Source organism: Mesorhizobium amorphae, from assembly GCF_014843845.1.
Lineage (GTDB): Bacteria > Pseudomonadota > Alphaproteobacteria > Rhizobiales > Rhizobiaceae > Mesorhizobium > Mesorhizobium amorphae_A.
Genome location: NZ_JHQS01000018.1, coordinates 1 through 4,881, shown reverse-complemented (window position 1 = coordinate 4,881; position 4,881 = coordinate 1). Strand labels below are relative to the sequence as shown.

Here is a 4,881-nt window from a genome sequence, read left to right as displayed (position 1 = left end):
GGCAACGTGGGGCGGAACACAACGATTGTTCGATCGAACTATCTTCTGCCTCACAACAATCCCTTCTACGAGTTTTCGCTGAAGCTATGGGAAGGATTGGAGAGTGAACTGAACTACAACGCCATGGTATCGCAGCGTGGCGTGCTGAACCTCTTTCACTCGGATGCACAACGGGACGCGTTTATCCGGCGCGGCAATGCGATGATGCTTCACGGGGTCCATGCGGACATCCTCGACAGATCGGCCATAAAGGCCAAGCTCCCGTTCCTGGAATTTGACGATGCGCGTTTCCCGATTCATGGGGGGCTGCTTCAGAAACGAGGGGGCACCGCCCGTCACGACGCAGTGGCTTGGGGATACGCGCGCGGCGCGGATCAGTTTGGCGTCGACATCATTCAGAATTGCGAGGTCACGGGGATACAGAGAGAAAATGACCGCGTCGTCGGTGTCGAAACCACTCGCGGCTTTATCGGCTGCAAGAAGCTGGGGCTGGCCACGGCTGGAAACTCGTCTCGAACGGCTGAGATGGCCGGGCTCAAGCTTCCTATCGAGAGTCATGTGCTCCAAGCGTTTGTGACCGAAGGACTAAAGCCCTTCGTCGACTGTGTTGTCATCTTTGGTGCGGGGCATTTCTACATGTCACAGTCAGACAAAGGAGGATTGGTCTTCGGCGGCGACCTCGATGGGTACAACAGCTATGCCCAGCGCGGTAACTTGACGACTGTAGAGCATGTCATCGAAGCTGGAAAAGCCATGATCCCGGCACTGTCGCGGATACGATTGCTCCGCTCCTGGGGCGGCGTGATGGACATGACGATGGACGGGTCTCCCATCATCGACAAGACGCCGATCGACAATCTCTATCTCAACGCTGGCTGGTGCTATGGCGGGTTTAAAGCCACCCCCGCATCCGGATACTGCTTTGCGCATCTCATTGCCCGCGATACGCCTGAGAAAACGGCGTCAGCCTTCAGGCTGGATCGTTTCGCTCGCGGATACATGATCGACGAAAAAGGTGCCGGCGCGCAGCCGAACCTTCATTAGCCCCGACAGGATTTGAAACATGGCCAGCCTAATCACCTGTCCGCACTGTAGCGCGCGACCGGCGGACGAGTTCACAATCAAGGGGGCGGTCTTGAAGCGTCCCGAGGCCGACGCAAATGCGGAAGCGTGGATGGATTATGTGTATTTCCGCAAGAATCCACATGGACGCCATCGTGAGTATTGGCACCATACGTCTGGCTGCCGACGCTGGATAATCGTCGAGCGCGATACGGTAACCCATGAAATCTTTGGGACCTTCGATGCTGCGTTGGGCGCGCCTGCGGAGGTCATACTGTGACATTTTACAGGCTCGAAGGTGGTGGACTTATTCAGCGCGACGCCCCGCTGAGTTTCTCATTTGACGGAAAGCGGCTGTCCGGATACCGCGGAGACACATTGGCGTCTGCGCTGCTGGCGAATGGGCAGATGATATTTGGGCGCAGCTTCAAATACCATCGCCCACGAGGCGTACTCACGGCTGGTTCCTCAGAGCCGAATGCGTTGATGACAATTGGCAAGGGCGGGCGCACCGAACCCAACACTCGCGCCACCACGCAAGAATTGTTTGATGGACTTGAGGCCCAGAGTCAGAACCGATGGCCGTCCTTGAATTTCGATCTGGGGTCGATCAACGGCATACTGTCACCGTTTCTCTCTGCCGGTTTCTACTACAAGACCTTCATGTGGCCTGCGAGCTTCTGGGAGAAAGTCTACGAGCCTTTGATCCGCAAAGCGGCGGGGCTTGGCAAGGCTTCATACGAGCGGGACCCTGACACCTATGACAAGCGCTGGGCTCATTGCGACCTGCTTGTAGTCGGTGCTGGCCCGGCAGGGTTGGCGGCAGCGATTACGGCAGCTCGCGCGAACGCGCGCGTGATCATAGTAGACGAGCAATCCGAGCTTGGTGGCTCCTTGCTTTCATCCAAGGCACGGATCGGATCCGAAAGCGCCCCAGGGTTCGCGATACTTCTGGATGACGAACTGAACAGCCTCCCGAATGTCCAGGTCATGACCAGGACGACCGTATTCGGTGCTTACGACGACGGGGTGTTCGGCGCGGTTGAAAGAGTGCAAAAACACGTTGCTTCACCTGACCTGGTCAGACCTGTCGAGCGACTATGGCGCATTGTTGCAAAGCGCTCGATCATCGCCACCGGTGCCGAAGAACGGCCACTGATCTTCGGAGGTAATGACACTCCTGGTATAATGCTGGCTGGCGCCATGCGGACGTATCTCAATAGATACGCGGTTGCTCCAGGAAAAAAAACCGCGATCTTTACCACGAATGATAGCGGGTATGTGCTTGCCCGCGATCTTGAGGCAGCAGGTGTCCATGTCACAGCGATCGTAGACACTCGACCCGATATTCCTAGAAACTTTTCACTCGAAGCCCGCATCCTCCCAGCGGCCTTCGTAAGCGGGGCCGGCGGTGGAAAGGTGCTTAAAAGAGTGACCATCAGTCAGGGCGGGCAGGCAGAAACGATAGAGGTAGATGCACTGGCGATGGCTGGTGGATTCAATCCTTCGATCCATCTTGCGATGCACCGCGGCTCCAGACCCGTCTGGTCCAATGAGCATGGAGCGTTCGTCGCTCCAGACGGGCTCAAGTCTGTATATGTGATCGGCTCAGCGCGCTGCGTGGCCAGTCTGTCGGAATGTTTGGTGGACGGCGCCGCCGTTGGCGCTCGGGTTGTTCGCGATCTTTCTTATGAAGCAAACCCGGCTGATTTCGGTACTGTCGATGGGGAGGACGCATATCTGACTGCCAAGCCTGTCTGGTCAATGCCTTCGACGCGAGGAAAGGCATTTGTCGACTTCCAGAACGACGTGACCGAGAAAGACATAAATCTTGCTGTCCGCGAGGGTTATAGCCACGTCGAACTCACGAAGCGCTATACCACAAACGGCATGGCGACCGATCAGGGAAAACTCTCAAACGTCAACGCTATAGGTCTCATCGCAGAGGCTCGCGGAATCTCCCCCGGTGACGTCGGGACTACGACATATCGACCGTTCTTCTCTCCCGTTTCTGCCGGTGCCCTGGCCGGCGCGCATCACGCTCGTCATTATCAGCCCGCTCGACGCTCACCACTTCATGCATGGGCAGCAAGGAATGGAGCGAGGTTTATCGAATCTGGCCTCTGGTACCGGTCATCATGGTTCCCGCGTGAAGGTGAGACCAATTGGCGCCAAAGTGTTGATCGAGAAGCTCTCAACGCTCGGGTGAATGCGGGTATTTGTGATGTCTCCACGCTAGGGAAGATCGAAGTGTGGGGGCAGGACGCAGCGGAATTTCTTAACAAGGTCTATTCGAACAACGTAGGCACTATCCCCGTGGGCAAGGCCAGGTACGGCCTGATGCTGCGCGAGGATGGGATGGTCTATGACGACGGAACCATTAGTCGACTGTGGGAAGATGGCTTCTTCATCACCACTACCACCGCTCACGCCGCTGGCGTGATGAACCACCTTGAGTTCTGCGCCCAGGTACTATGGCCAACGCTGGATGTTCGGCTGGCTACGGTCTCGGACCAATGGGCGCAGCTATCCATCGCCGGACCGAAGTCGCGCGTGATCTTGCTCAAGGTCGTCGACGACGACATTTCGAACGAAGCGTTTCCGTTCATGGCGGCACGCGAAGTCTCGTTGTTGGACGGCCAGGTTCATGGGCGGCTCTTCCGAATCTCTTTCTCTGGGGAATTGGCTTACGAACTCGCAGTGCCAGCGGGTTTCGCCGATATTGTTGCGGATATCTTGGTGGATGCGGGTCGTGAGCACGGCCTCATGCCATACGGGATCGAAACTCTCGGTGTACTTCGTATCGAGAAGGGTCACGTCACGCACAACGAGATCAATGGGACTGTAGTGCCTAAAGATCTGGGCTTCGGTCGGTTGGTTTCGTCCAAGAAGCCGGATTTCATCGGGCGCAAAATGTTGGAGCGAGAGGGGCTCAGTCATTCGGACCGGTTAGCGCTCGTCGGGGTCCGACCGCTCGACCCGAACAAGCAATTCCGAACCGGGTCACACATCTTGGCGAAGGGTGCATCGGTCTCCCTCGAAAATGATCAGGGATATGTCTCGTCAAGCGCGTACTCCCCACACATTCAGTCAACAATCGGCCTGGCACTCGTCAAGCGCGGGACCGAGCGTCATGGCGAAGAAGTCCTCGTCTGGAACGGTCTCTACAACGAGTTCACACCGGCGCGGCTCTGTAATCCCGTATTTGTCGATCCCGCCAATGAGAAACTCCATGTATAGCCAAGAACGCTCCATCCGCCGCGATGTGCTGGTTGATAAGAGGCCCCTTATAAGCTCGGGCCTCAAAATACGTCCTATCCCCGAGGGGACGATCGTTCATCTTCTCGGACATCCGCACAACCCAGAGGGCCCTGACCTTGGTGGGCTTTCTGCCGGCGCTTCATGTGAGTTGCGCCCCGTTTCCCCATCCCAATGGTTTCTGATCGCGAACGAAGTGTGGGGGGCTGACAGGCATCAGGCCGTGGCGAAAGAGCTGCGACCCAAATACTCCTCCGTAGACCAATCCCATGGTCGCGTTCGAATTCTATTAGAAGGCAAACATGTTGGCGCCCTTTTGTCGAAGGGTTCAGGTGCCGATTTTTCAGACGCCGCTTTCGCACCAGGGAAAGCGATAGTGACACTGCTCGGGCGCATAACTATTCATGTGACCCGCCTCGATCAGGAACGTTGGGAAATCATCGTCCTCAGGACACTGGCAGAAAGTGTCTACGACGACTTGATTCAGATGGGCGCAGAGTTCAGCGCCTAACACCAACAACGCAATTCAGTCTCAGAATCTGATGCTCGGCTCAGCGGTCG

4 protein-coding genes are annotated in these 4,881 nt (G+C 56.7%); all 4 read left to right on the top strand.

Annotation, left to right across the window (positions count from 1 at the left end; genetic code table 11):
* The coding region (locus DH08_RS12065) for a sarcosine oxidase subunit beta family protein (protein ID WP_192179527.1) at positions 1 to 1,044 on the top strand (1,044 nt) is incomplete at its 5' end.
* A gap of 19 nt (positions 1,045 to 1,063) precedes the next feature.
* Positions 1,064 to 1,342, top strand: coding sequence for a sarcosine oxidase subunit delta (locus DH08_RS12060; protein ID WP_192179526.1), 279 nt, complete (start codon positions 1,064 to 1,066; stop codon positions 1,340 to 1,342).
* Positions 1,339 to 4,302 (top strand): sarcosine oxidase subunit alpha family protein, encoded by a 2,964-nt coding sequence (locus DH08_RS12055; RefSeq protein WP_192179525.1) that lies wholly within the window; start codon positions 1,339 to 1,341, stop codon positions 4,300 to 4,302. Before DH08_RS12060 ends, DH08_RS12055 begins: the two co-directional genes overlap by 4 nt.
* Positions 4,295 to 4,831, top strand: coding sequence for a sarcosine oxidase subunit gamma (locus DH08_RS12050; protein WP_192179524.1), 537 nt, complete (start codon positions 4,295 to 4,297; stop codon positions 4,829 to 4,831). The genes DH08_RS12055 and DH08_RS12050 overlap by 8 nt, the downstream gene beginning before the upstream one ends.
* The last annotated feature ends 50 nt before the right edge of the window (positions 4,832 to 4,881 follow it).

What these genes read in the sequence shown, in the direction of transcription:
- DH08_RS12060 (WP_192179526.1), top strand. Translation starts at nt 1,064, where the DNA reads ATGGCCAGCCTAATCACCTGTCCGCACTGTAGCGCGCGACCGGCGGAC.
- DH08_RS12050 (WP_192179524.1), top strand. Translation starts at nt 4,295, where the DNA reads ATGTATAGCCAAGAACGCTCCATCCGCCGCGATGTGCTGGTTGATAAG.